Below are 24,396 nucleotides of genomic sequence, written 5' to 3'. Positions count from 1 at the left end.
CCCCGCAGTTCGGCTTATCGGAGACCGTCATGGCAATCCGCACCGTCGTCTGGAACGAGTTCGTCCACGAGCGCGAGGAAGCCGAGGTCCGCGCGATCTATCCGGACGGCATCCACGAGACGATCGCCGCCGCCTTGCGGCAGGATCCGGAGATAGACGTCGCCACTGCGACGTTGGACGCGCCCGAGCACGGCCTTCCGCAGGAACGGCTCGACGCGACGGACGTGCTTCTGTGGTGGGGGCACAAGGCCCATGGCCAGGTCAGCGACGAGACGGTCAATCGCGTCGCCGAGCGGGTGCATCAGGGCATGGGCCTGCTCGTCCTGCATTCGGGGCACTTCTCGAAGATATTCAAGCGGCTGATGGGCACGCCCTGCTCGCTGCGGTGGCGCGAGGCGGGCGAGCGCGAACGGCTGTGGACGATCAACCGCTCGCATCCGATCGCGCAGGGGCTCGGGCCGTCGATCGAGCTGCCCCAGGCGGAGATGTATGGCGAACCGTTCCTGGTGCCCGATCCGCTGGAGACGGTGTTCATCTCCTGGTTCGAGGGCGGCGAGGTGTTCCGCTCCGGCCTGACCTACCGGCGCGGGGCGGGCAACATCTTCTATTTCAGCCCCGGTCACGAGACCTATCCGATCTATCACGAGCCGGCCGTGCAGACCGTGCTGCGCAATGCGGTGCACTGGGCGTACAACCCGGTTCCCGCGTGGTCCGACGTGTCGAATGCGCCGAACGTGCCGGTCGACAAGGCACCCGAGCCGATCGAGCAACGCGGCGCCTCGCTCCACAAGGACGGCGAGGCGGGCTTTCGATGACCGGCGGGGCGACCTCGCCGTCCGGGGCCGCGGCGGGTGCGAAGCGCATCCTGATCCTCGGAACCGGCAGCATCGCCCATCGCCACGCCGAGCATTTCGGCTCGATCCCCGGCTGCACGGTCGTTGCGGCCTGCGACACCAATGCCGAACGGGCCCGGGCCTTCGCCGCCCTGCATGACATTCCGCAGGCTTTCGACAATCTCGATGCCGCGCTGGCCTGGGGCGGTTTCGAGGCGGTGGTCAACGCGACCCCGGACCAGGTTCACAAGCCGACGACGCTGGAGATCCTCGAACACGGCAAGGCGGTGTTCTGCGAGAAGCCGCTGGCGGTCCATGCGGCCGACGCCTTCGAGATGGTTGCGGCGGCGGAGGCGGCCGGCGCGATCAACATGGTCAACCTGACCTACCGCAATGCCCATGCGATCCAGATGGCGCGCCGGATGATCGAGTCGGGCGAGATCGGCGCCATCCGGCACGTCGCCGCGAGCTATCTGCAGAGCTGGCTGACGGCGCGCCACTGGGGCGACTGGCGGACCGACGAGCGATGGCTGTGGCGGCTGTCGACGGCCCATGGCTCGGGCGGCGTCCTCGGCGATATCGGCATCCACATCCTCGACTTCGTCACCTTCGGCACCGGTCTCGACATCGCCGCGCTGGGGGCGCGGCTCAAGACCTTCGACAAGGCCGAGGGCGGCGCGATCGGCGACTACGGGCTCGACGCCAACGATTCCTGCGCGATGACCGTGGAATTAGGCAACGGGGCGCTGGGTGTCGTCCATATGAGCCGGTCGGCGACCGGCAGGGAGAACGATCTCGACCTGACCATTCACGGCGAGAAGGGCGCCCTGAAGATCTGGTCCAACACGACGGACTCGACGCTTTCGGCCTGTCTCGGACCTGATATCGAGACGCAGACCTGGAAGGTGCTCGACTGCCCGCCGACACCGCGTAACGCCGACCGCTTCGTGCTGGCGCTCCTGTCGGGGGTGAACGGCCAGCCGGATTTCCGCCACGCGGCGCAGGTGCAGACGCTGCTCGACCTTGCCATCCGGTCTGACGCGCAGGGGCGGATGCTGACCGTCGATTGAGCAAAAGGCGGCGGCGAATCGCTTTTTCGGGGGCGTATCCAGTCCCGGTTAAGGATTTGCCCGGTAAGCTGCCGCCCATGTGCCGCCTTCCGCGGCCGTAGTGTCACGTGCGGTCCGCACGGCCAGGAAACGCCGGCATGCTCTCCAATACGCTCTCGTACCAGCTCTACACCCGCGACATGACCCGCACGCTCGACCGCATCGCGGCCGATCCCGTGGTCAAGCGCGAGGCGGAATACTACCGGACGAACATTCATTCGGTCTCGACGATCGACGAGTTCATGGCGGATTACCGGCTCTATTCCTACGCCATGAAGGCGCATGGGCTGGAAGAACAGATCGGTTCGAAGGCGCTGATCAAGAAGGTGCTCGAGAGCGATCTCAGCGATTCCAAGAGCCTTGCCAACAAGCTGTCGGACGAGCGCTACCGGACTTTCGCCAAGGCTTTCAGCTTCATCAATACCGCCGAGCCGCCGGTTCTGGTGGCCCAGACGGTCGGGCAGACCGATCTCGTCGTCGAGGCCTATTCGGACTATCGCACCCGCGCCGGCCAGGTGCATGCGACGGCCGCCAAGGCCTACATGGACGGCATCGGCGCCATCTCCAATGTCGATGAGTTCCTGAACAGCACGCATCTCTTCAACGTCTCGCTGGCCTCGGTCGGCATCGACCCGTCGATTGCGTCGCGTTCCTTCATCCGTGATGTCCTGACCGGCAACGCTGCCGACGGTCCAGCCGCCAATGGCGACAACCGCTATGCCGATCTCGCCGCCATGCTGGCCTTCGAGCCGGACGGCTCGATCCCCGCCGGTGGCCTGCAGAGCGAGAAGGAGGCCAACAACACGGTCTTCGAATATTTCGCCAAGAAGGGCCTCGCCACCAGCGAGCAGGCGGCGGCCTACCAGGTCAGCTACTATGAATCCGAGATCGCCAAGATCCGCACCGCGGACGAACTGGTCAACGATCCCCGCCTGTTCGGCATAGCGTTGAGTTCGGTCGGCCTCAGCGATTCGGAGATGCCCTCCTATGCCTGGACGCTGATCACCAGCGACCCGGACGACCCGAACAGCGACCTGAACCAGATGCCGGAGGACACGCCGGCCTCGCTCGCCCGAAAGGAGAAGTACAAGCTTCTCAACGAGCGGTTCAATTTCGACACGCAGGGCAATCTGCCGGTCGGCGAACCTGCCCAGAGCGATGCGGCGCGCGAGGCGACGGTCGACGGCTATTTCGCCAATTACCGTACCGCCACGGCCGGCAACGACAAGATCGCCACCAGCCTGTTCCGCGTGGCGGTGAGTGGCATGTCGACCGTCCGCCAGTTCGTCTCGAGTTCGGCGGTCTACGACTACGCCCTGAAGGCCTTCGGCCTGGACCCGGCGACCGAGAGCCGCAGCAGCATCATGCGGGTGCTGCGCAGCGACCCCTCCGACCCGTCGTCCTATGCCAATTCATTGAATAACGATCGCTACGTGAAGCTGGCGGCGGCGTTCAACTTCGACGACAGCGGCAAGATCGCGGCCCAGCGCATTGCCCAGACCGAAGCCAACCAGATCGACACCGCCACGCGCTACGCTGGATCCTTCGGCGACACGCCGACGACGGCCGAAAGCAAGGCGATCACCGAGGCCACCACCGCCTACAAGAAGGCGCTCCTGTCGATCGTCTCCGTCAACGACTTCGTCAGCAACAAGACCGTCGTGAACTTCGCGCTGAAGGCCTATGGGCTGGAGGCCGATCGCCTGTCGCAGAAGGATCTCGTCTCGATCCTGACCAGCGATCCGTCCGATCCCGAGAGCTTCGTCAACAAGTCGGGCGATCGCCGTCTGATCGAATTCGCGGCCGCCTACGCCTTCACGCCGGATGGCGGCATCGAGCGCGGCGTGCACGAGATCCAGAGCGCCAGCGACTTCCTTTCGACGCAGGATTTCTACCTGCGCCAGACCATGGAAGAAGAGGCCGGCGCCGACAATGAGTCGGTGCGCCTGGCCCTCTATTTCCGTCGGCTGGCGCCCGAACTGACGTCGATCTACGAGATCCTCGCCGATCCGGCGCTCCTGACCGTGGTGCAGACCGCGGTGGGACTGCCGGCCGAATCGAGCCAGAGCAATCTCGATCTGCAGAAGCGGACGATCGAGAAGAAGCTGGACCTGGAAACGCTGAAGGACCCGAAGGGACTGGAGCGGTTCATCAGCCGCTATCTCGCCCTGCAGGAAGCCCAGTCGACGAGCACGGCGACGTCGCCGGCCCTGGCGATCCTCGGCAGTTCCGGCGGCATCCTGTAACTATCTGCGACATGTGAAACGACGAAGGCCCCGGCGGATACGCTCCACCAGGGCCTTCTTCGTTTGGGGCCATCACCGATGGGCGCAGGCCGCGCCATCGGTCGATTGCTGCGCGACGCGCGTGTTCCCGTCAGGTCAGCGGACCGACAGGACCTCGCCGCTGCGGCGGTCGATCTCGACACGCATCTGGCGCTTGCGCCGGTCGGAGCCCTCGACGCGGTAGGCGCCGCGGCTGCTCGTGACGACGTGGACCTGGCGCATGCCCTGACGCTTGGCGATGCGCACCGCATCGCGCTCGGAGACGTCGCGGCGGGCTTCCTCGCGCCGATCCCGGCGATCGTGGTCGCGCCGGTCGTGATCGCGCATCTGTTCCTGGGGGACGATGCGGATCCCGTCGCGACCGATCTGGACGCTCTGGGACAGCACCGGCGTGGCCGCGGTCATTGCCGCTACGGCCACCACTGCGTAAAGGCTTTTCCTGCTGATCACGGCTCGACTCCTCACCCAAAATCGCGCGGCCGGAAACAACTCCAGCGCGTGTGCGGAGCCCAAACCGAGATTGTGGTCCTTTGGTTCCGTGACTATCAGGCAGGGGAACGTGACATCGGCTCGCGACGGTCGGGGACGACGCTGCGTGGACGCCGTCCCCGTGCGATCGCGAATTTCGCGGTCCGTCAGTGCAGGTACTGGCCGCCATTCGCCGAGAGCGTCGAGCCGGTGATGAAGCCGGCGTCGTCCGAAGCAAGGAACACCACGCAGCGGGCAATCTCTTCGGCTTCGCCGAGACGGCCGACCGGGATCTGCGGCAGGATGTGCTTCTGCATCACGTCGTCGGAGATCGTCGCCATCATCTCGGTGTTGATGTAGCCGGGGCAGATCGTGTTGACGGTGATGCCCTTCTTGGCGCCTTCCTGGGCCAGCGCCTTGGAGAAGCCGATGTCGCCGGCCTTGGCGGCGGAATAGTTCGCCTGGCCTGCCTGACCCTTCTGGCCGTTGATCGACGAAATGTTGATGATCCGGCCGAAACTGCGCGACCGCATGCCCTCCCAGACCGGCCGGGTCATGTTGAACAGGCCGTTGAGATTGGTGCCGATGACCTCCTGCCATTGCTCGGGTGTCATCTTGTGGAACATGGCGTCCCGCGTGATGCCGGCATTGTTGACTAGGATCTCGACGGGGCCGTGCTCGGCCTCGACCTTGGCGATGCCCTCCGCGCAGGCCTCGTAGGAAGAGACATCCCATTTGTAGACGGCGATGCCGGTGGCGTCCTTGAAGGCGTTGGCCTTCTCGTCATTGCCGGCATAGGTCGCCGCGACCGTGTAGCCGGCCGCCTTCAGCGCCTTGGCGATGGCCGCGCCGATACCGCGCGTGCCGCCGGTGACGATTGCAACTCTTCCCATGTCTTTCCTCCCATTTGACTTCTTATGATCCGCGAGCGTCGCGCGTTCCTTGCGTTTTGTCATGTGCGTAGGCCGGCGCGTCCGTTCCCAGCCCGTGCCGGAGCAGGAAAGCCCTGCCGTCGCTGGCGCCCTGTCGCCAGGTGTCCTCGATCTTTTCGCGGTTGGTGAAATCGATCTTGTCGGCCGGCACCGCTTCGGACGGCTCGACATAGAGGCAGCTGTCCGACTTCGGCAGGTGACGGAACCGGCGGGTGAGCAGGATAAGCGTCCGGCCCTCGTTCGGATCGGGCATCGGCGCCTTCGACGTCATGCCGCCGTCGATGACCGGGCGGCCGTTCCAGCCCTCGATGTTGAACACCGGCGGGATCACGGCCGCACTGCAGATGAGATCGATCAGGCAGCCGTCGCGGGCCGCCTGCCTGGCGTCCACGAGAATCTGGTCGGCGCCCAGCACCGTCGGCAACATGACCTTCGGCGTCGAGCGGACGGCGAGATCGACGAGATAGGCCGCCATCAGCGGGAAGGTCGACCATTTCGGCAGGCGCCGGGTCGGCGGATGGGCCAGCAACACCTGAAAGGACGGGCCGTCGGCGATGGCCGCGATGGCCTGCCGGTCGAGCGTCTCGCTGACGATTTCCCGGTACATGCGCTGGTGCGGCGTCAGCCCGTCGGCCTGCACCTCGTTCCAGCTGGTGGCGATGTTCTGCGATCGGCGGTCGAAGGTCGTGCCCATCACCTCCAGCAGGGTTTCGTCGCGACCGGCGATGAAGCAGCTCGCCGACAGCGCGCCGCCGGAGACGCCGGCGATGCGCGCCGGCGTCAGGGCCAGCGGCCGGCGGACCGTCTCGAGGAAACCGCCGTGCCAGAAGCAGCGCGTTCCGCCGCCCGAGAACACGAGCTGTTCGAAGTTCAGGTCCGTCATGCCGCCGCGCCGTTTACGACGGCGCCGTTACGGGCGCTCGAAGCACATGGCGACGCCCATGCCGCCGCCGATGCACAGGGTGGCGAGACCCTTCTTGGCGTCGCGCCGGATCATCTCATGGATCAGCGTGTTGAGGACGCGCGTGCCGGACGCGCCGATTGGATGGCCGATGGCAATGGCGCCGCCATTGACGTTGACGATGTCCGGGTTCCAGCCGAGGTCCTTGTTCACCGCGCAGGCCTGAGCGGCGAAGGCCTCGTTGGCCTCGACGAGGTCGAGATCCTCGACACTCCAGCCGGCCTTTTCGAGCGCCTTGCGCGAGGCCGGAATCGGTCCGGTGCCCATGATCGACGGATCGACGCCGGCGGTCGCCCAGGAGGCGATGCGCACCAGCGGGGTCAGCCCGCGCCGCTCGGCCTCGGCCTCGCTCATCAGCACCGTGGCGCCAGCGCCGTCATTGATGCCCGAGGCGTTGGCCGCCGTAACCGAGCCTTCCTTGTCAAAGGCCGGGCGCAGCTTCTGCACCTTCTCCAGCGTCGTGCCGTGCTTGATGTACTCGTCATCCTCCACCACCGTGTCGCCCTTGCGGCCTTTGACGGTGAAGGGGACGATCTCGTCCTTGAAGCGACCGGCCTTCTGGGCGGCCTCGGCCTTGTTCTGCGAGGCCACGGCGAACTCGTCCTGCATCTCGCGGGTGATCTGCCACTGGCGCGAGACGTTCTCGGCCGTATTGCCCATGTGGTAGCCGTTGAAGGCGTCGATCAGGCCGTCCTTCAGCATGGTGTCGACCATCTTCAGGTCGCCCATCTTCTGGCCCTGGCGCAGATGCGCGGCATGCGGCGCCATGGACATGGATTCCTGCCCACCGGCCACGATGATGCTGGCGTCGCCGAGGGCGATCTGCTGCATGCCGATGGCGACGGTGCGCAGACCCGAGCCGCAGAGCTGGTTCAGCGCCCAGGCGGTGGTCTCCTTCGGGCAGCCGGCCGCCATGGCCGCCTGACGGGCCGGGTTCTGGCCCTCGGCGGCGGTCAGGATCTGGCCCATGATGACCTCGTCCACGTCGTTGGCGTCGACCTTGGCGCGGGCCAGCGCCTCGCGAATGGCCGCAGCGCCCAGCTCATGGGCAGGCACATTGGCGAACGCGCCGTTGAAGGAGCCGACCGGGGTGCGCGCCGCGCCGACGATGACGACCGATTGTCCGTTGCTCATGACCTGTGTCTCCCTGCGGGCTGCCCGCGATCCGAGGAATTCCGTGCCGCGGCAGATAGGGTGCCGCGACCGGGTTCCCATCGGTTGTCGCAGAGCCGCTTTGCGACTGTCAACGCGATCCCCGGCGCTGCGCCCCGCGCCGGCGGACGCTGCGATGCGGTAGGCGCCCCGGCCGGGCCGCCGGGAATGGTTTGAGTACCGCCGGGTTTTGTGCCTATCATTTATGCGGCGCAACGAAGCAGTCGCACAAACCGACGACGTTGACGCCGGAACAGCGGGCTAGGGGGTGAGGAATGGCCAAGAATTCGGACGTGACGGTCATCAAGAAATACGCCAATCGCCGGCTCTACAATACCGGTACCAGCACGTATGTGACGCTGGAAAACCTGGCGGCGATGGTCAAAAAGAACGAGGAATTCGAGGTTCAGGACGCCAAGACCGGCGAGGACATCACCCATTCGGTGCTGACCCAGATCATCTTCGAGCAGGAGAACAAGGGCGGCCAGAACCTGATGCCGATCGCCTTCCTGCGCCAGCTCATCCGGTTTTATGGCGACCAGATGCAGATGGTCATTCCGGCCTATCTGGAACAGTCGATGAGCGCGTTTTCGCGCGAACAGGAAGGCTTCCGCGACAAGCTGCCAAGCGCGATGGCGCAGACGCCGATCAAGCTGATGGAAGAGCAGGTTCGTCGCAACACCGAGATGTTCCGGCAGGCCATGACCGTGTTCAATCCGTTTGCCGCCGGGGCCATGGGAAATGCGGCCGATCCGGCGTCGCGTGACAGCGAGGCGGGCGCGCCGCGCCGCAGCGAGCGGCCGGCCGACGACGATCTGAAGGCGATGCGCGAGCAGCTGGTGGAGATGCAGAAGCGCATCGAGGCGCTGGACGCCCGCAAGACCGACACCAAGAAGGCCGACTGATCACGATCGGTGCCGTCCGCCGCCCGGGGGAGGACCGGGCCGCGGGCGCTACAGCGTGGCGACAGCAGTGCAGGCAACGCGAAAAGGGCCAGTCCTGCCGGACCGGCCCTTTTTCATGCTGATCGATCCGGCCGCCGAGGCAGCCGGGAAAGGGCTTACGCCTTTTCCTTGACCGACAGGATCTGGCGACCGCGATACATGCCGGTCTTCAGGTCGACGTGATGCGGACGGCGCAGCTCGCCCGAATCCTTGTCTTCGATGTAGGTCGGCGCCTTGAGGGCGTCCGCCGAACGGCGCATGCCGCGCTTCGACGGGGACGTTTTGCGTTTGGGTACGGCCATGTCTTGCTCCGTTCGGGCTGTCGGGGGATGCCGCAACGCGGCATCATCGACGTCTGTCTGATCTGGTTCTGCGCCGGCTCTCGGAGCTCCGCGCATTCACGTCGGCGTCGCCCGCGATCCCATGCAGATCGCCGCAGGACTTCGCCATGACGGGAATTCGAGGCTGCCCATAGCAAAGACCCGGTCGGTTGGGAAGGGGCAGGCGACGATTCCATCGCCGTCCTTATGCCGGCTTCACGCAGCCGACATAGTCGCCCGAGCTTTTCGCCATGCGCTGCACCCGGTCGGCGAGGCGGTTGAGCCCGCGCCCGGGATTGGCCGGATTGCGCTGGATCGGATTGGGCAGCGTGACCGCCAGAAGCGCGGCCTGGCGGGCGGTGAGTCTGGCGGCGGACCGGCCGAAGTAATGCTGCGCAGCCGCCTCGATGCCATAGATGCCGCGATCCCACTCCACGACGTTGAGATAGATCTCCATGATCCGCCGCTTCGACAGGACAAGGTCGAGGTAGAGGGCGAGCGGCGCCTCGATCGCCTTGCGCACATAGGAGCGGCCGCCCCACAGGAAGAGATTCTTTACCGTCTGCATGGGAATCGTCGAGGCGCCGCGGGTTTCCTCGCCGGCCAGCGCTTCCTCCACCACGGCGCGCATCTCGCCCCAGTCGATGCCGTCATGCCGGCAGAACTGGCCGTCCTCCGACATCATCACCGAATAGACCATCACCGGGGCGATGGCGTCGATGTCGACCCATTCACGCTGCATCGAACGGAAGCCGAAATGATCGGCCAGCATCAGCGTCGAGACCGGATGCACGGCGCGCAGGGCATAGAGTGGCGTCAGGATGAGGGGAATCGCCACCAGTACGAGAATCACGAGAGCGGCGATCGCCGCAATGCGCCGGATCATCGTGCGACGCCTGCACGGCCGGCGGAGGCCGGCTGGTTACTGTTCGAAGGGCAGGGGCGGGAACGCGCGGTCATCCGCCGGTCTTACCGGTGACGCCGCATGGCCGCAACGCCGCGCCGTGTCGATCGCCGTGGGGCCGCGATGGGGAACCTGCCGCACAGCCGCCTTGACCCGGGCCGCGGCTTCGGCAAAGCCGAGCGCACTGACAGGAGAGCGACGCAGCCATGAGCCAGACCCCGTTTCAAGCCCGGTTGTCGGAAGCCGCCGACCTGACCGAAGCCCGGCTCGCGGACTGCCTTGCCGGCGCGCACGGTTCGGTGGCGGGCGCTCCGGCGCGGCTTCTGGCGGCCATGCGCCATGGCGCGCTCGGCGGGGGCAAGCGGCTGCGGCCCTTCCTGGTGATCGAGAGCGCGCGCCTGTTCGGCGCCGACCTGCAGGCTGCGATCGGTGCGGCGACGGCGCTGGAGTGCATCCACTGCTATTCGCTGGTCCATGACGATCTGCCGTCGATGGACGACGACGATCTGAGGCGCGGCAAGCCCACCGTCCACCGGGCCTATGACGAGGCGACGGCGATCCTGGCGGGCGACGGCCTCCTGACCCTCGCCTTCGGTCTCGTGGCAGGCGAGGAAGGGCTATCGCCGAAGGCCCGCGTCGCGCTCGTCGCGCTGCTGGCCCGCGATGCCGGCGCAGCGGGCATGGTCGGCGGGCAGGTGCTGGATCTCGCCGCCGAGAACGCCGTCCTGTCCGAGGACGAGATCGCCCGGATGCAGGCGATGAAGACCGGCGCGCTGATCGCCTTCGCCTGCGAGGCCGGCGCCATCGTCGCCGATGCCGGTGCGGCCGAACGCGCCCGCCTGCGCCGCTTCGGCGAGATCGTCGGCCTCGCCTTCCAACTCGCCGACGACCTTCTCGACGAGACGGCGGATGCCGCGGTGCTGGGGAAGGCTGCCGGCAAGGACCGCGAGCGGGGCAAGAAGACGCTGCCTGCCCTCCACGGGATCGACTGGACCCGTGCGCGTCTCGACCGGCTGGTGGCCGAGGCGGAGGCGGAACTTGCGCCCTTCGGCGACAAGGGGGGCGTGCTGATCGAGGCGGCGCGGTTCGTGGCGAACCGGACGAGCTGAGGTCAGAGCGAAGGAGCTTGAGTCTTGTCCGCCATAGGGTCGATGCCCGATCGCGCAGCGAGCCGGCCGGTTCTGCCACTGCCGCATCGACCGCCTTCTCTTCGCGCTTGCGAAACGTCCCGCGCCGCCGCAATCTTGAGTGCCGGCCGCAAGCGGGATAAGTCCGGCATCCTGTACAGGAGGAGCGTTCCTTGGCCATTCGCAAGATTCTCGTCGCCAACCGATCCGAAATCGCCATTCGCGTGTTCCGCGCCGCGAACGAGCTCGATATCCGGACCGTGGCGATCTGGGCCGAGGAAGACAAGCTGGCCCTGCACCGCTTCAAGGCCGACGAGAGCTACCAGGTCGGCCGTGGTCCACATCTGTCCAAGGACATGGGGCCGATCGAGAGCTATCTGGCGATCGAGGAAGTGATCCGGGTCGCGAAGCTCTCGGGCGCCGACGCCATTCATCCGGGCTACGGCCTCCTGTCGGAAAGCCCCGAATTCGTCGATGCCTGCGTCGAGGCGGGGATCACCTTCATCGGCCCCTCCGCCGACACCATGCGCCGGCTCGGCAACAAGGTGGCGGCGCGCAATCTCGCGCTCGAAGTCGGAGTGCCGGTGGTGCCGGCCACCGTGCCGCTGCCCGACGACATGGACGAGGTGCGCCGCATGGCGGCCGAGGTCGGCTATCCGGTGATGCTGAAGGCGTCTTGGGGCGGCGGCGGCCGCGGCATGCGCGCCATCCGCGACGAAAAGGACCTCGAACGCGAGGTTGTCGAGGGCAAGCGCGAGGCCCGCGCCGCCTTCGGCAAGGACGAGGTCTATCTCGAGAAGCTGATCGAGCGCGCCCGCCATGTCGAGGTGCAGATCCTCGGCGACACCCATGGCAACGTCGTCGACCTGTTCGAGCGCGACTGCTCGATCCAGCGCCGCAACCAGAAGGTCGTTGAGCGCGCCCCGGCGCCCTATCTCGACGACGCCCAGCGTGCGGAGATCGCCGGCTATGCGCGCAAGCTCGCCGACGCCACCGCCTATGTCGGCGCCGGCACCGTCGAGTTCCTGATGGATGCCGACAGCGGCAAGTTCTACTTCATCGAGGTCAATCCGCGCATCCAGGTCGAGCATACGGTGACCGAGGAAGTCACCGGCATCGACATCGTCAAGGCGCAGATCCACATCCTCGACGGCCATGCCATCGGCACGCCGGAATCGGGCGTACCGCCCCAGAGCGAGATCCGTCTCAACGGCCATGCCATGCAGTGCCGGATCACGACGGAAGACCCCGAGCAGAACTTCATTCCCGATTACGGTCGCATCACCGCCTATCGCGGCGCAACGGGCTTCGGCATCCGGCTCGACGGCGGCACCGCCTATTCCGGCGCGGTCATCACCCGCTTCTACGATCCGCTGCTGGAAAAGGTCACCGCCTGGGCGCCGAGCCCGGAGGAAGTCATCGCTCGCATGGACCGGGCGCTGCGCGAATTCCGTATCCGGGGTGTCGCCACGAACCTGACCTTCCTCGAAGCGATCATCTCGCACCCGAAATTCCGCGACAATTCCTACACGACCAAGTTCATCGACGAGACGCCGGCCCTGTTCGACCAGGTGAAGCGCCGCGACCGCGCGACCAAGCTCTTGACCTATCTCGCCGACGTCACCGTCAACGGTCATCCGGAGACCAAGAACCGCCCGCGCCCCTCGGCCGAGCACGCTTTGCCGATCCCGCCGCTGTTCAAGGCGCCGATCGTCGACGGCACGCGCCAGAAGCTCGACGAACTCGGCCCCCGCGGCTTTGCCGACTGGATGCTGGCCCAGCCGCAGGTGCTGGTCACCGACACGACCATGCGCGACGGCCACCAGTCGCTGCTGGCGACCCGCGTGCGCACCCACGACATCGCTGCGGTGGCCGACGCCTATGCCCGCGGCCTGCCGCAGCTCCTCAGCCTCGAATGCTGGGGCGGGGCGACCTTCGACGTCGCCATGCGTTTCCTGACCGAAGATCCGTGGGAGCGCCTGGCGCTGGTCCGCGAGCGCGCGCCCAACATCCTGTTGCAGATGCTGCTGCGCGGCTCCAACGGCGTCGGCTACACCAATTATCCCGACAATGTCGTCAAGCGCTTCGTCGCCGAGGCGGCCCGTGGCGGCGTCGACCTGTTCCGCGTCTTCGACTGCCTGAACTGGGTCGAGAACATGCGCGTCTCCATGGACGCGGTATGCGAGGCCGACAAGCTGTGCGAGGGCGCGATCTGCTACACGGGCGACCTGTTCGACCCGGACCGCGCCAAATACGATCTGAAATACTACGTCTCCCTCGCCAAGGAGATGGAGGCCGCCGGCGCCCACATTCTCGGCGTCAAGGACATGGCGGGCCTGCTGAAGCCTGCGGCGGCGCGCGTGCTGTTCAAGGCGCTGAAGGAAGAGGTCGGGCTGCCGATCCACTTCCACACCCACGACACGTCGGGCATCTCGGCAGCGACCGTGCTGGCCGCGATCGATTTCGGCGTCGACGCGGTCGATGCGGCCATGGATGCCTTCTCCGGCAACACGGCGCAGCCCTGCCTCGGCTCCATCGTCGAGGCGCTGAAGGGCAGCGAGCGCGATTCCGGCCTGTCCGCCGAGGCGATCCGACGGATCTCCTTCTACTGGGAGGCCGTGCGCAACCAGTATGCGGCTTTCGAGAGCGACCTGAAGGGGCCGGCGTCCGAAGTCTATCTGCACGAGATGCCCGGCGGCCAGTTCACCAATCTGAAGGAACAGGCTCGTTCGCTGGGGCTGGAGACGCGCTGGCACCAGGTGGCCCAGACCTATTCCGACGTGAACCGGATGTTCGGCGACATCGTCAAGGTGACGCCGTCCTCCAAGGTGGTCGGCGACATGGCGCTGATGATGGTCAGCCAGGATCTGACCGTCGCCGACGTCATGGACCCGAAGAAGGATCTGGCCTTCCCCGATTCCGTCGTCTCGATGATGCATGGCGACCTCGGCCAGCCGCCGCAGGGCTGGCCCGCCGACATCCAGAAGAAGGTGCTGAAGGGCGAGACGCCGATCACCGTGCGGCCGGGCTCGCTGCTTGCCGACGCCGATCTGGCTGCCGAGCAGGCGAAGCTGGAGGAGAAGCTGGAGCGCGACGCCAGCGCGCAGGAGTTCGCCTCCTATTTGATGTATCCGAAGGTCTTCACCGACTTCGCCGCGGCCCAGGAGCTCTACGGCCCGGTCTCGATGCTGCCGACGCCATCCTATTTCTACGGCATCGCCCAGGACGAGGAAGTGCTGATCGATCTGGAGCGCGGCAAGACGCTGGTGGTCCGCTGCCTCGGCTTCGGCGAGACCGACGAGAAGGGCATGCGGACGGTGTTCTTCGAGCTGAACGGCCAGCCGCGGCGCATCAAGGTGCCGGACCGGGCCCATGGCGCGGCCGGCGCCGCCGTGCGGCCGAAGGCGGAAGCGGGCAATGCCAACCATGTCGGCGCGCCGATGCCGGGTGTCGTCTCGACCCTTGCCGTGGCCGCAGGCCAGACGGTGCGCAGCGGCGACGTGCTCCTGTCCATCGAGGCGATGAAGATGGAGACCGCCATCCACGCCGAGCGCGACGGCACCATCGAGGCAGTGCATGTCACGGCGGGGGCGCAGATCGACGCCAAGGACCTGCTGGTGGTGTACGCCGCGGGGTAGGGTAGGGCTTCCCCCTGAAGCGGAACAGCAAAATGCCGTCGGCGACCCCGGCGGCATTTTGCTGTTCGGGCCCTGGTGTCGGGCTGCTTGACGATCTCGGCATAATCGTGCAGAAACATGCATCAACATGAGCGGAGCGGAAGGCGCAGCGAATGACGTCCCTTCTGACTGGACAGCGCCAGGCCGCCATTCGCGAACGGCTGGCCAGGGACGGCCGGGTGATCGCGGCCACCATGGCGCGGGAATTCTCAGTCTCGGAGGATACGATCCGCCGCGACCTGCGCGAAATGGCGGCGGCCGGGCTCTGCGAGCGCGTCTATGGCGGTGCCTTGCCGCTCGCCCCCAGCGGCGCGCCACTGGCCAGCCGGCAGGAGAAGGCCGGTCCGGCAAAAGCGGAGCTTGCCAGAGTCGCGGCGGGCATCCTGCCACGTGACGGCACGATCTTCATCGATGCCGGCTCGACCAACATTGCGCTTGCGCGGCAGATCGCACCGGACTTGCGCGCCACCATCGTCACCAATTCTCCATCCGTCGCCTTGGCCGTGCCGGAGGCGCCCGGATTGCGGGTGGTCCTCGTCGGCGGGCAGTTCGATCCCCACACCGGCGCCTGCCTCGGCGCCAAGGCGGTCAGCGACGCTGAGCGCCTGTGTCCGGATCTGGTGGTGCTGGGCGCCTGCGGCGTCGACCCCGTCGAGGGCGTCACCGCCTTCAGCCAGGAAGAGGCGGAGTTCAAGCGGCGCATGGCCCTGTCCGGGCGCAGCGTCATGGTGATCGCGACGGCGGACAAGCTGGGCACGGTGGCGCCGTTCCGGGTCATTGCCGCGTCGAAAATGACCCGGATGGTGACCGAAGCTGATGCCGGGCCCGCCATCCTCGCCGCCTTTGCCGATGGGGGCACCGATGTCGTCCGTGTGCCCGTCCGCTAGCCGAAGATCCCGTTCGTTGCGCCGCCCGCGGCGCTGTTGCTGGAGCCATCCATGTCCGTAGTGCAGACCCGGTCGCCCGCGCCGCAGACGGGCGTCTTTCCGCCGACGCGGATCGCCGTGGCGCTGGCCTTCTTCGTCAACGGGCTGGTTCTCGGCTCGTGGACGCCGCAGGTGCCGGTGCTCGCGGCGCGCCTCGGGATCGGCGAATCCACCCTCGGCCTGTTCATTCTGGTGCTGGGCCTTGGTGCGATCACGGCCATGCCGCTCATCGGCGGCGTTCTGGCGACGCGCGGTTCGCGGCGGCCGGTTCTGGTGACCCAGGCACTGCTCGCGCTGGCACTGCCGCTTCTGGTGCTGGCGCCGACGCCGGTCTTTGCCGCCGTCGCCATCTTCGCCTTCGGGGCGATGATGGGCGGCATGGATGTCGCGATCAACGCCAATGCCGTCGCCGTCGAGCGCCGCCTCGGCCGGGCGATCATGTCGTCCTGTCACGGCTTCTGGTCGGTCGGCGGCTTCGTCGGTGCCGCATCGGGCGGGCCGCTGATCGAAGCGATCGGCGCGCCGGCCCATGCGCTGGCGATCGGGGCGATCACGCTTGTCCTGATCCTGCCGGTTCGCCGCAGCATCTTTGACGATGGGCAGATCATGACGGGGACGAGCGAGGGCACCGGCGGCCTCGGCGCCATCCGGGCCGCGGCGAGGCGCAACCGGCCGGCGCTGCTCAAGGGGCTGGCCATCGGCATTCTGGCGCTGTTCGCCATGGTGCCCGAAGGCGCGGCGATCGACTGGAGCGCGATCTATCTGCGCCAGGATCTGGGCGCCACGATTTCCAGTTCGGGCTTTGCCTTCGCGGCGTTCTCTGCGGCGATGGCGGTGTTCCGCTTTGCCGGCGACAGTATCCGTGACCGGCTGGGCGCGGTGCGCACCGTGCGGCTGTCACTCGTGGCGGGGATCGGGGGCCTTTGCGCCGTCGGGCTGGCGCCGAGCCTCGGCTGGGCGATTGCCGGCTTCGCACTGCTCGGTGTTGGCCTGTCTAACATCGTGCCGGTCACCTTCTCGGCGGCGGGCAATATTGCCGGGCTGCGGCCGGGGGTCGGTCTCGCGATCGCAACGACGCTCGGCTATTCGGGCATTCTGATCGCGCCGTCGATCATCGGGTTCATCGCCGAGCATCTCGGCTTTCCGGTGGTCTTCTTCGGGATGTCGGGGCTGCTGGTCGTGATTCTGGCGATGTCGGCGCTGTTGGCAGGCGCCGATGATCGCTCGGTGGATGCGCCCGTCGCTGTCTCCGATCCGGCGCCGTCCTGAAAAGGTCCCCGAAGCCGGACAGCTTCGGGGGCGGTGGGTTAGATCTTCCCGAGCAGCAGCAAGATGATCAGGATGACCAGAAGCACGCCGACGATACCCGACGGGCCATAGCCCCAGCCGCCGGAATAGCCCCAGGTCGGAAGCGCTCCGACCAGGATCAGGATGAGGATGATGAGAAGGATCGTGCCGACACTCATGGGACTGGTTCCTGATTGTTCGTGAAACTTGCCATCACAAACCTTTGAACCGGGTTTCGGTTCCCAGCGTCGATGTCGAAGGAATCCGGCCTCAGGTGGGGCCAAGCCCGCCAATGGCCACGAAGACCGCCACCATCATGAAGATGATCGCCAGGGCAATGGTCGGCCGGTATCCCCACTGTCGGGAATAGGGCCATGTCGGCATCGCCGCGATCAGAAGCAGGAACGCGATGACGACGATGATCGGGCCATATCCGACGGGCATGGGAAACTCCTTCGCGCGGTAGATGGCATCGCCATAGGACAGCAGGCCGCCAGGCTTCAAGGGTGGCACGGGCCGTGTCGCACGCCCGGAAGCGCGTTCCGTTCCCGTGATCGGTACCGCATGCGACCCGCTCTGAATTGACAAGCCGGCGCGAAGGCGCCACCTGCGACGGCAGCGAACTTCCATCCGAGGCCTTGCCATGACCGTTCATTCGCCGATCGACCCGGCCGCCACGATCGATGCTGATCCGGCGCCGCGCCGATCCACCGTCGGCGTGGGTGTCGGCAACATCATGGTCGGCGGGGGCGCGCCGGTCGTCGTCCAGTCGATGACCAACACCGATACGGCCGACATCGACGCGACGGTCGCGCAGGTGGCGGCGCTCGCCAAGGCCGGCTCGGAGATCGTCCGCATCACCGTTGACCGCGACGAATCCGCCGCGGCCGTGCCGAAGGTCCGTGAGCGCCTCGACCGGCTGGGCGTCGACGTGCCGCTGGTCGGCGACTTCCACTATATCGGCCACAAACTGCTCGCCGATCACCCGGCCTGTGCCGAAGCCCTGGCGAAATATCGCATCAATCCCGGCAATGTCGGCTTCAAGGACAAGAAGGACCGGCAGTTCGGCGCCATCGTCGAGACCGCGATCCGCTACGGCAAGCCGGTGCGCATCGGCGTCAACTGGGGCTCGCTGGACCAGGAGCTGCTGACCCGACTGATGGATGCCAACAACGAGCTGCCGCAGCCGCGCTCGGCACGGGCCGTGACGCGCGAGGCGATCGTGCAGTCTGCGCTGCTGTCGGCGGAGCTGGCTGAGGAGATCGGGCTTGGCCGCGACCGCATCATCCTGTCGGCCAAGGTCAGCCAGGTGCAGGATTTGATCGCCGTCTATCGCGACCTGTCGCGGCGCACCAACCATGCGCTGCATCTTGGCCTGACCGAGGCGGGCATGGGCTCGAAGGGAATCGTCGCGTCCTCGGCGGCGATGGGCATTCTCCTGCAGGAAGGCATCGGTGACACGATCCGCGTGTCGCTGACGCCGGAGCCGAACGGCGATCGGACCCGCGAGGTGCAGGTCGCGCAGGAACTCCTGCAGACCATGGGCTTTCGCCAGTTCCTGCCGGTCGTCGCCGCCTGTCCGGGTTGCGGACGCACGACCTCCACGGTGTTCCAGGAACTGGCCCAGAAGATCCAGTCTGACATCCGCATCAACATGCCGATCTGGCGCGAGAAATATCCGGGCGTCGAGGCGCTGAACGTCGCGGTGATGGGCTGTATCGTCAACGGACCGGGCGAATCCAAGCATGCCGATATCGGCATCTCGCTGCCCGGGACCGGCGAAACGCCGGCCGCGCCGGTCTTCGTCGACGGCAAGAAAAGCGTGACCCTGCGCGGCCCCGACATCGCCGCCGACTTCCAGGTGATGGTTGCCGACTATATCGAGCGCCGCTTCGGTTCGGGTCAGGCGTCCGAGTAGCCTTTTCGGCTTTCCTGTGCATTCCTGCCGACCATGGCGACATGCGCGATGACAGCCTCCAAGCCGGTTCTGCGGCGCGCCCTCGGTGTTGGCGCTGCCTGCGGGTTGGCGCTTGCCGTCTTCGCGCCGGCGGCGGCAGGCGCGCAGGTCGCCGACAAGGGCGCGATCGTCCTGCCGGCACTGGCCTTCCCCCCAAGCCCGCCCCGTCTTTCCGAACGCGCGGACGAGGCGGAGGCCAGCGCGGACCAGCCGCTGTCCGCCACGGCCATCTGCGGCATGATCGCCCGCAACGCCGACGCGGTCGGCATGTCGCCGGACTTCTTCGCGCGGCTGATCTGGAAGGAAAGCCGCTTCGACGCCGGCGCGGTCTCGCCGGTGGGGGCACGCGGCATCGCCCAGTTCATGCCCTATACGGCGGAGGAGCGCGGCCTTGACGACCCCTATGATGCTCGTCAGGCACTGCGGCATTCGGCCCTCTATCTGGCCGATCTGCGCGCCGAGCTCGGCAATTGGGGCCTTGCGGCCGCCGCCTACAATGGCGGCATCAACCGGGTGAAGCGCTGGCTCGTCAGCGGCGGATCGCTGCCCTACGAGACCGAGGACTACGTCAATGCCATCACTTTCCGGCCGGCGGACTGGTTTCGCGAGGACGGGCGCGAGCTCGAGCCGCGACCGCTCGATGCGGACCGTGATTTCGACGAGAGCTGTGCCCGGCTGCCGATCATGAAGACCCGCGCGGTCTTTGCCGCCTTCGACGGGGTCGAGAGCGCGCCGATGCGGCCCTGGGGCGTGCAGGTCGCGGGCCACGCCCGGCAGGCCGTCGCCATGAAGATGTTCCAGCGGGTGCAGTCGCGCTTCGGCGCCATCCTGAAGGGCCGGGACCCGCTGGTCATCCGGGGCCGCAATGGCGCCCGCCAGCGCATCTACGCGGTGCGTATCGGCGCCGATACCCGCAGCGAAGCCGACGCGCTGTGTGGACGGTTGCGCGGGGCCGGCGGGTCCTGCGTCGTCCTGAAGAACTGATGGCCAAGTTCTATCGGTTGCGGATCAGCGGCACGCGGCTCGGCCACCGGGTGCGCTCGGTCTCGCGCACGAAGGTGAAGAGGCCTGAGGCCGCCACCAGCACCATGCCGATGATCGCGATCAGGTCGGGGAACTCGGAGAAGAAGCTGGCGCCGATGATCGTCGCCCAGACGATCTGGCTGTATTGGGTCGGCGCGACCCGCGCCGCCGGGGCGAGCCGGGTAGCGAAGACGATCAGCAGATGGCCCATGCCGGCGCAGAGCCCGGCAAGGATCATGATCGGCCACAGATCGTTGGCCGGGATCTCGAAGTCCGGGACCATCAGGACGCCGTTGACCACGATGGCGGCCACCAGCACGGCGCCGATCAGCGTGATCCGCCGCTCCGAAGGGCCGAGAACGCGCAGGACGATGACGGTAATCGCGCCGCATATGGCGACGCCGATGGCCGCGAAATGACCCGGCAGGATCTCGCGGAAGCCGGGGCGCACCACGAGGAGCACGCCGATGAGGCCGCCGATGACGGCCAGCCAGCGGCGCCAGCCGATCGGCTCCTTCAGGACGACGAAGGAGAACACCGTGACGAAGATCGGCAGGAGGAAGATCAGCGCATAGGCTTCGGCGAGCGGCAGGCTGGTGAAGGCGATGACGCCCAGAATGCCGCCGAGCGTGCCGCTGGCCATGCGCAGGGCCACGAGACCGGGGCGATTGGGCACGAAGACATTGCCCCAATTGTCCTCGGGGCGCTTGGTGAAGAGCGCTGGAAGCAAAGCGAAGATCGAGACGAAGAAGCCGATCTCGAAGATCGGCAGCCGGTCGCCGATCGCCTTGAGCGAGGCATCGCCGCAGGCAAAGGCAAAATAGGACGCGAAGGCGAGGAGAATGCCGGCCTGCATGGGAGCACGCTTCGTCTGGGGTGCGGGAACTTGTCGCTAGGCCAAGGCACGCGCGCAATGCAAACGAATTCTCGCGGATCTCTGCGCGTTCGGCAGGGCAGGGAAGACGCGGACCCCAGACGCGAAAAAAGGCAGCGAGGGGGAGCTGCCTTTTTCCGTCTGCTTCTTTGCGATCGAGGGGGATGATCGCTTGGGGGTGCCTGAAGAATGCAGGTCAACGGAAAGGGTTCCGAAAAAACTTTGCGGCGGTACGATTTTTTTGCCGACCGGCGGAACCGGTCCGCTAAGTGACGCTCAGACTTTGCGAATCGGGCCAGAACCTTTTCCAACCGATATATCTTCCCACATGAGCGGGACGCATGACCGACCATCGCCCCGCCCGAGAAAGCATCCGTTTCGACGGATCCAATGTCACCGCTGTTCTCGGTCCGACCAATACCGGCAAGACGTATCTCGCCATTGAGCGCATGGTCGCCCATTCTTCGGGGACCATCGGCCTGCCGCTGCGCCTTTTGGCGCGGGAGGTCTACCAGAAGGTCTGCGACCGGGTCGGGGTGGGCGCCGTCGCGCTGATCACCGGCGAGGAAAAGATCAAGCCGCCCAATGCGCGCTATTCGGTCTGCACCGTCGAGGCGATGCCGCGCACCCCGAACACCGCCTTCGTCGCCATCGACGAGGTTCAGCTCGCCAGCGATCTGGAGCGCGGTCACGTCTTCACCGACCGCATCCTGCATGCCCGCGGCCGCGAGGAGACGCTGCTGCTCGGCTCGTCGACCATGCAGGGTGTGCTGCAGCGGCTGCTGAGCGGCTCCCATGCGACGACGCGGCCGCGTCTGTCGAACCTCGTCTATGCCGGCTCCAGGAAGATCACCCGCCTGCCGCGGCGCACCGCCATCGTCGCCTTCTCGGCCGACGAGGTCTATGCGATCGCCGAGCTGATCCGCCGCCAGCGGGGCGGGGCGGCCGTGGTTCTCGGCGCGCTGTCACCGCGCACTCGCAACGCCCAGGTGGAACTCTACCAGTCCGGCGACGTGGACTTCCTGATCGCCACCGATGCCATCGGCATGGGCCTCAACCTCGATGTCGATCACGTCGCCTTCGCCCAGGACTGGAAATTCGATGGTTTCCAGTATCGCCAGCTGACGCCTTCCGAATTCGGGCAGATCGCCGGCCGCGCCGGACGGCATCTGCGCGACGGCACGTTCGGTGTTACCGGCAAGGTCGATCCGTTGGCCCCGGAGCTTGCCGAAGCGCTGGAAGCGCACTCCTTCGCGCCGGTGAAGGTGCTGCAATGGCGCTCGCGCGCGTTCGACTTCGCCTCGATCGACGCGCTGAAGGAGAGCCTTGAGGCGCCGCCGCCGAGCGACGCACTGGCCCGCGCGCTGCCGGCCGTCGATCAGCGGGCGCTGGAATTCCTGTCGCGCGACCCGGCCGTCAAGGATCGCGCCACCAGCCCGGCAGCGGTCGAACTCCTGTGGGAAGCCTGCAAGCTGCCGGACTATCGGCGCATTGCGCCGGCCCAGCACGCGGAGATCATCGCCACCATCTATGCCGACCTTGCGTCGGACGGCCACGTCGCCGAAGACTACATGGCCAGCCAGGTCCGGCGTGCCGATCGCACCGAAGGCGACATCGATACGCTGTCGCAGCGGATCGCGGAAATCCGCACCTGGACCTATATTTCACACCGTCCGGACTGGCTGGCCGATCCGACACACTGGCAGGAAAAGACTCGCGAGATCGAAGACCGTCTTTCCGACGCTCTTCACGACAGGTTGACGAAACGCTTCGTAGACCGCAGGACAAGCGTCTTGATGAGGCGGCTGAGAGAGAACGCGTTCATGGAAGCTGAGATCGGCGGCGACGGCACGGTAGTGGTCGAGGGCCACCCGGTAGGCGAGCTGCAGGGGTTCAGGTTCACGCCCGACGGCAAGGCCGAAGGGCCGGATGGCCGTGCGGTGCGTGCCGCCGCCCAGAAGGCGTTGGCCGGCGAGTTCGAGAAGCGGGCGGAACGCTTCGCCAATTCACCCAATGGCGATATCGCGCTGGGCTCGGACGGGCTCGTGCGCTGGCTCGGTGCGCCGGTGGCGGTGCTGTCGGCCGGCGACGATCCGCTGAAGCCGAAGACGGTGCTGCTTGCCGACGAGCAACTGACCGGCGTGGCGCGCGACAAGGTCGCGGCGCGGGCCGAGCGTTCGGTCACCTACCAGATCACCACGGTTCTCAAGCCGCTGCTCGATCTGCAGGCTTCCGAAGGTCTGGAGGGCGTCGCCAAGGGGCTCGCCTACCGGCTCTACGAGAATTACGGCCTGATTCAGCGTCGCGAGATTTCCGAGGACGTGCGGTCGCTCGACCAGGAATCGCGCGCGGCCCTGCGTCGCTGCGGTGTGCGCTTCGGCGCCTACCACATCTTCGTTCCGGCGCTGATCAAGCCCGCGCCGGCGGCCCTTTTGACGCTGCTCTGGGCCATCCACAATGACGGTCGCGACAAGCCGGGCTATGGCGAGGTCACCCATCTTCTGGCGACCGGCCGCACCTCGGCAGTGGCCGATGCTTCCTTCGATCCGGTGTTCTGGGGACTGGCCGGCTACCGGCTGCTCGGTCGCCGGGCCGTGCGCGTCGACATTCTCGAGCGCCTTGCCGACCTGATCCGCCCCGCGCTCGGCTGGAAGCCGGGCACCGGCAAGCGGCCGGAAGGCGCCTATGACGGCTCGCAGTTCCTCGTCACGCCCGGGATGATGTCGATTCTCGGCGCGACCTCGGAAGACATGGAAGAGGTTCTCAAGGGCCTCGGCTATCGTGGCGAGCCGGTCGAGCAGACCAAGGTCGAGGCTGAACTCGCCCGGTTGGACGAAGCGAGCCGCGCGGCCGAAGAGGCATCGCGTGCCGAAGCGGCCAGGAAGGCCGCGGAAGCGGCTGCGACCTCGGATGCACCACAGCCCGCGGCGGAAACCGCGGACGAGGCCAGCACCGGCACGGACGCCGTCGATACCGCTGCCGCGGAGACGCCCGCTGGCGAGACAGTAACCGAAACCGCAGACGTTGGCGGGGCTGCCGAGGCATCCGACACGCCGATCGCACCGGTCGAAGCCACCGAAACCGGTGGTCTGGCCGAAGCCGGGAAGGCCGCTGCGGCCGCCCTTGGCGAAGCCACCGACGGCGAAGCCGCTGCAACGCCGGCTGAAGCCGCCGAGACGTCCAGCGCCGATGCACCGGCGGCGGAAACGACCGAAGCCGCGGCAGCCGATGCAGCCACCGGCGAGGGCGGCGAGGCCGCCGAACCCGAGGCACCCAAGCTCGTGCAGCTCTGGCGTCCGCAGCGCGGCGCCGGCCGTGGCGGCGCCCGTCATGGCCAGCGTGGTCGCGGCCGTGGCTCGCAGGGTGCCGGCGATGGCGACGAGCGTGCGCCGCGCTTCGGCAAGGGTGCCCCGCGTGGCAAGGGTCGCGATGGTGGCGACCGCGCCGACAAGGGCGACGGCAAGGGCCGGGGCGATCGCCCCGAGCGCGGCCGTCGCTTCGACAAGCCGCAGGGGGGCAAGCCGCCCGTGCAGCCGGCCCGGCCGCAGCGCATCGATCCCGATTCGCCCTTCGCCAAACTCGCTGCGCTGAAGGACAAGCTTGGCAAGTAAGCGCCA

The 24,396-nt window shown here is 67.0% G+C and carries 20 protein-coding genes; 11 read left to right on the top strand and 9 right to left on the bottom strand.

Translation table 11 applies throughout. From position 1 onward, the window contains the following. Positions 1-29: 29 nt before the first annotated feature. The 3 genes from SI859A1_RS16370 to SI859A1_RS16360 all read left to right on the top strand — a co-directional run bounded on the left by SI859A1_RS16370 (position 30) and on the right by SI859A1_RS16360 (position 4,188). Entirely contained in the window at positions 30-815 is a 786-nt protein-coding gene (locus SI859A1_RS16370) for a ThuA domain-containing protein (protein ID WP_009210810.1), read from the top strand. Then, positions 812-1,903, top strand: a complete 1,092-nt coding sequence (locus SI859A1_RS16365) for a Gfo/Idh/MocA family protein (RefSeq protein ID WP_009210809.1) — start codon at positions 812-814, stop codon at positions 1,901-1,903. Before SI859A1_RS16370 ends, SI859A1_RS16365 begins: the two co-directional genes overlap by 4 nt. A 137-nt stretch (positions 1,904-2,040) precedes the next feature. Then, positions 2,041-4,188, top strand: coding sequence for a DUF1217 domain-containing protein (locus tag SI859A1_RS16360; protein WP_040325928.1), 2,148 nt, complete (start codon positions 2,041-2,043; stop codon positions 4,186-4,188). A gap of 135 nt (positions 4,189-4,323) precedes the next feature. Here SI859A1_RS16360 and SI859A1_RS16355 read toward each other — a convergent pair whose 3' ends face one another. From SI859A1_RS16355 to SI859A1_RS16340, 4 genes are all read right to left on the bottom strand, one after another. Beyond that, the gene (locus SI859A1_RS16355; RefSeq protein ID WP_228239353.1) at positions 4,324-4,677 is read right to left on the bottom strand and encodes a PepSY domain-containing protein; all 354 of its coding nucleotides are present in this window, start codon (positions 4,675-4,677) and stop codon (positions 4,324-4,326) included. A 185-nt stretch (positions 4,678-4,862) separates the two neighbouring features. Beyond that, the gene (phbB, locus tag SI859A1_RS16350; RefSeq protein ID WP_009210807.1) at positions 4,863-5,588 is read right to left on the bottom strand and encodes an acetoacetyl-CoA reductase; all 726 of its coding nucleotides are present in this window, start codon (positions 5,586-5,588) and stop codon (positions 4,863-4,865) included. A 22-nt stretch (positions 5,589-5,610) separates the two neighbouring features. Then, a complete protein-coding gene (locus SI859A1_RS16345) occupies positions 5,611-6,510 on the bottom strand; it encodes a patatin-like phospholipase family protein (RefSeq protein WP_009210806.1) in 900 nt (299 codons plus the stop codon). Between the two features lie 27 nt (positions 6,511-6,537). Continuing rightward, entirely contained in the window at positions 6,538-7,722 is a 1,185-nt protein-coding gene (locus tag SI859A1_RS16340) for an acetyl-CoA C-acetyltransferase (protein ID WP_009210805.1), read from the bottom strand. 293 nt (positions 7,723-8,015) lie between these two features. Between SI859A1_RS16340 and phaR the strand changes: the two genes are divergently transcribed. After that, positions 8,016-8,645: a polyhydroxyalkanoate synthesis repressor PhaR gene (gene phaR / locus SI859A1_RS16335; RefSeq protein WP_009210804.1), complete on the top strand. Its 630-nt coding sequence runs from the start codon at positions 8,016-8,018 to the stop codon at positions 8,643-8,645. Positions 8,646-8,800: 155 nt separating this feature from the next. Here the strand turns inward: phaR and rpmF are convergent, their stop codons facing one another. Beyond that, a complete protein-coding gene (gene rpmF, locus SI859A1_RS16330) occupies positions 8,801-8,986 on the bottom strand; it encodes a 50S ribosomal protein L32 (protein WP_040325927.1) in 186 nt (61 codons plus the stop codon). Positions 8,987-9,209: 223 nt separating this feature from the next. Beyond that, a complete protein-coding gene (gene mtgA, locus SI859A1_RS16325; RefSeq protein WP_009210803.1) occupies positions 9,210-9,890 on the bottom strand; it encodes a monofunctional biosynthetic peptidoglycan transglycosylase in 681 nt (226 codons plus the stop codon). 224 nt (positions 9,891-10,114) lie between these two features. Here mtgA and SI859A1_RS16320 point away from each other — a divergent pair, with 224 nt between their 5' ends. The 4 genes from SI859A1_RS16320 to SI859A1_RS16305 all read left to right on the top strand — a co-directional run bounded on the left by SI859A1_RS16320 (position 10,115) and on the right by SI859A1_RS16305 (position 16,907). Further along, positions 10,115-11,017: a polyprenyl synthetase family protein gene (locus SI859A1_RS16320; protein ID WP_009210802.1), complete on the top strand. Its 903-nt coding sequence runs from the start codon at positions 10,115-10,117 to the stop codon at positions 11,015-11,017. Between the two features lie 191 nt (positions 11,018-11,208). Next, entirely contained in the window at positions 11,209-14,673 is a 3,465-nt protein-coding gene (gene pyc, locus SI859A1_RS16315; RefSeq protein WP_009210801.1) for a pyruvate carboxylase, read from the top strand. A gap of 152 nt (positions 14,674-14,825) precedes the next feature. After that, entirely contained in the window at positions 14,826-15,599 is a 774-nt protein-coding gene (locus tag SI859A1_RS16310) for a DeoR/GlpR family DNA-binding transcription regulator (protein ID WP_009210800.1), read from the top strand. 51 nt (positions 15,600-15,650) lie between these two features. Next, a complete protein-coding gene (locus SI859A1_RS16305; protein ID WP_148233876.1) occupies positions 15,651-16,907 on the top strand; it encodes an MFS transporter in 1,257 nt (418 codons plus the stop codon). A 38-nt stretch (positions 16,908-16,945) separates the two neighbouring features. Here the strand turns inward: SI859A1_RS16305 and SI859A1_RS21070 are convergent, their stop codons facing one another. Together SI859A1_RS21070 and SI859A1_RS16295 are read right to left on the bottom strand one after the other, a co-directional pair. Continuing rightward, the gene (locus SI859A1_RS21070; protein WP_035694650.1) at positions 16,946-17,104 is read right to left on the bottom strand and encodes a DUF3309 family protein; all 159 of its coding nucleotides are present in this window, start codon (positions 17,102-17,104) and stop codon (positions 16,946-16,948) included. 91 nt (positions 17,105-17,195) lie between these two features. Then, the gene (locus tag SI859A1_RS16295; protein WP_081451486.1) at positions 17,196-17,369 is read right to left on the bottom strand and encodes a DUF3309 family protein; all 174 of its coding nucleotides are present in this window, start codon (positions 17,367-17,369) and stop codon (positions 17,196-17,198) included. Positions 17,370-17,568: 199 nt separating this feature from the next. Here SI859A1_RS16295 and ispG point away from each other — a divergent pair, with 199 nt between their 5' ends. Both ispG and SI859A1_RS16285 read left to right on the top strand, forming a co-directional pair. Beyond that, entirely contained in the window at positions 17,569-18,843 is a 1,275-nt protein-coding gene (gene ispG, locus SI859A1_RS16290) for a flavodoxin-dependent (E)-4-hydroxy-3-methylbut-2-enyl-diphosphate synthase (RefSeq protein ID WP_009210798.1), read from the top strand. Between the two features lie 48 nt (positions 18,844-18,891). Then, positions 18,892-19,866 (top strand): lytic transglycosylase domain-containing protein, encoded by a 975-nt coding sequence (locus SI859A1_RS16285; RefSeq protein ID WP_148233875.1) that lies wholly within the window; start codon positions 18,892-18,894, stop codon positions 19,864-19,866. A 10-nt stretch (positions 19,867-19,876) separates the two neighbouring features. Here SI859A1_RS16285 and SI859A1_RS16280 read toward each other — a convergent pair whose 3' ends face one another. Further along, on the bottom strand, positions 19,877-20,761 hold the full coding sequence (locus SI859A1_RS16280; RefSeq protein WP_009210796.1) for a DMT family transporter: 885 nt from the start codon (positions 20,759-20,761) through the stop codon (positions 19,877-19,879). A gap of 359 nt (positions 20,762-21,120) precedes the next feature. On the opposite strand from SI859A1_RS16280, the gene SI859A1_RS16275 reads away from it, so the two are divergent. Continuing rightward, entirely contained in the window at positions 21,121-24,390 is a 3,270-nt protein-coding gene (locus SI859A1_RS16275; protein ID WP_009210795.1) for a helicase-related protein, read from the top strand. The last annotated feature ends 6 nt before the right edge of the window (positions 24,391-24,396 follow it).

The organism is Aurantimonas manganoxydans SI85-9A1 (genome assembly GCF_000153465.1).
In the GTDB taxonomy this organism is placed as follows: domain Bacteria; phylum Pseudomonadota; class Alphaproteobacteria; order Rhizobiales; family Rhizobiaceae; genus Aurantimonas; species Aurantimonas manganoxydans.
The sequence above is the reverse complement of the archived record's forward strand: the minus strand, read 5'-3'. Positions and strand labels throughout refer to the sequence as shown.